3 protein-coding genes are annotated in these 2,398 nt (G+C 69.1%); all 3 read right to left on the reverse strand.

The features are described 5' to 3' along the window. Nucleotides 1–33 precede the first annotated feature (33 nt). Nucleotides 34–789 carry an AIM24 family protein gene (locus STRTUCAR8_RS44340; protein WP_044473953.1) on the reverse strand — a complete coding sequence of 252 codons (756 nt, stop codon included), beginning with the start codon at nucleotides 787–789 and terminating at the stop codon, nucleotides 34–36. Between the two features lie 17 nt (nucleotides 790–806). Next, nucleotides 807–1,487: an AIM24 family protein gene (locus STRTUCAR8_RS44345; protein ID WP_044473954.1), complete on the reverse strand. Its 681-nt coding sequence runs from the start codon at nucleotides 1,485–1,487 to the stop codon at nucleotides 807–809. 11 nt (nucleotides 1,488–1,498) lie between these two features. After that, on the reverse strand, nucleotides 1,499–2,398 hold a 900-nt coding region (locus tag STRTUCAR8_RS44350; protein ID WP_044473955.1), incomplete at its 5' end, for an AIM24 family protein.

The following is a 2,398-nucleotide window of genomic DNA, read 5'->3' on the forward strand; positions in this document are numbered from 1 at the left end:
CCTTACCCATCGCCCCTTACTTGTCCGGTGCTGCTAGCTCCAGACGTTGCCCTGGTTCTGCGCCCGGGCCCCGTGCTGTCCCATACCGAACTGGGCCGCGGCGCCCTGGCCGATCTGAGCGTTCTGCGGCGGCAGCAGCTCGCTGGGCTGAACCAGCGCGAAACCGCTGCCCATGAAGCTGAGTTCCCAGCCCTCGCCGGTGTTGCCACGTCGCCGCCATACGCCGGACGTGTGTGTCTGGGCCTGCATCTGCACCCGCAGGCCGGTCGACCAGGCGACGATCGCGTCGGCGTCGCAGTTGACGTACTTGTCCGGCGTCACCTGCATCATCAGCGGCGCGCCCGAGGTCATCAGGGCGACCCTGCCGCGGCCGGTGATGTTGAGCTGGTACTTCCCGGAACCGGAGATGCCGTAGAGGCTGTCCACGGCGATGACCTCGTGGTGCAGCCCGGAGTCCATCGCCAGCACGTAACTGCTGTCGACGGTCAGCCCGTCCTGTTCCACGTCCACGAAATGGATGTGCTGGGCGAGGTTGGCGAGATAGACCGTGCCCTGCCCGTGGCAGCGCATCAGGTCCAGGCCCTCGCCCGTGTGCGCGCGTGAGCGGCCCTGGTTGCTGCTCTGGTACTCGGCGTCGAACTCCATCAGGCCCTGGTAGGCGACCATCGTGCCCTTGCGGGCGAGGATGTCGTCGTGGCCCTCCAGGGTGATCCGGAGCATCTGCTTGTTCTGCAGACTCCAGCGTTCCTGGGTCTGCGAGTCGTTGTGCGCGAAAAGTGGGCTCTGCATGGCGTTCTGGCTTCCCCTCAGCCCCGGAACCGGAGACGGTCGGTGCTGTCCTCGCTGGGCTGGACGACGACGATGCCCTGGCCGGAGAAGGCCATCTGGAAGGCCTCGCCACTGCCGCGGCCGATGAGCGACTGCGCCTTGAAGCTGCGCTTGCCCTTCACCTTGAGGTTCGGGGACCAGGCGACGAGCGCGTCCGGGTCGACGTACGTCTCGTCCTCGCCGCCGCCGCAGTCGACGACGATCGGCTTGCCCCGGGAGGTCAGCGCGACCCAGCCCTGCCCGGAGATCTTGGTGTTCCACAGGCCCTGCCCGGCGAACTTCGCCAGCCCCTTGACCCGCTCGACGCCCCAGGTGAGGTGTGCGTCGAAGGCGAGCAGGTTGGTGGCGTTGACGGAGATGCCGTCGCCGTTCAGGTTGATCACGATCACGTTCGCGCCGTAGTCCGCGAGATAGAGCAGACCGTCCCCGGAACACTTCATCAGGGGCGCGCCCTCCCCGGTCATCCAGTCCTTGGCGATCTGGCGCACGGCCGGCGGGTTGGGCTCGTACTGGACGAAGCCTTCGTAGGCGACCATCGACCCCACGCGCGCGAGGAGGTCGTTTCCGGTCTGCATGGCGACCTTCAGCATGTGGTTGCCGTGGTTTTCCATGCGAGCGGTGACGGGTGCGGGCGCGTAGCCCGCGAGCGGCTGGTTCATGGCGGGCTCCCTCAGATCTCGTACGGCTGGACGACGATGAAGTTGCCGGGCGCGCCCCGGAACTGGAGGTTGACGCCCTCTCCGGTGTCGCCCGGGTAGGCGTTGCGACGCATCCGTACCTGGCTGGAGACGACCACCTGGGAGGCGGCCGACCAGGCGACCACGGCGTTGCAGTCGGCGAACGTGGTGGGCGTGACGGGCAGGACGACGGGGACGCCGTGCGTCTTCACGACGATGGTGCCGGTGCCCGTGAACTGCATGGTGAACAGCGCACCGCCGGGGATGCCGTGTCCCTCCACGCGACGGACCTCGTAGTGCAGGCTCTCGTCGAACGCGAGGACGTTCTCGGCGGACACGCAGATGCCGTCACCCTGAAGCTCGATGGGGTGCAGCATCGTGGCGTTGTCGGCGAGGAACACCTGCCCCTGGCCGGTGCAGCGCATCAGCTGCATCTCCTGGCCGGTCGCGTTGCCCACCATCCGGCCGGCGAATCCGGCACCCTTGTAGCTGAAGTCGACCTTGCCCTGGTAGAGCACCATGCTGCCCTGCCGGGCCAGCACGGGCTGACCGCCCATGCCCAGGTCGACACGGATCAGCTTCTTGTTCTGCTGCGTCCAGCGCTGCCCGGTCGGCGTCTCCTTGAACTGCTGGAGCGCGGCCGTCACACCGGCGCCCTGTCCGCCGCCCTGGGGTACACCCTGGGGCACCCCGTAGGCGGCCTGCTGGCCGGGGACCTGCCCGAACGGGGGCTGCTGCCCGTAGCCGGGGGGCGCGGTCTGCTGCCCGTGACCGGGCGGGCCGGGCGGGCCGGGCGGGGCCTGGGGCGCCTGCGGCTGGCCGTACCCGGGCGGCAGCGATCCTGGCTGGCCGGGTGCCTGGCCGTACGGAGCCTGCGGGGCCGCCGGTTGTCC

Origin of the sequence: Streptomyces turgidiscabies Car8, from assembly GCF_000331005.1 — a bacterium.
Classification (GTDB): Bacteria; Actinomycetota; Actinomycetes; order Streptomycetales; family Streptomycetaceae; genus Streptomyces; species Streptomyces turgidiscabies.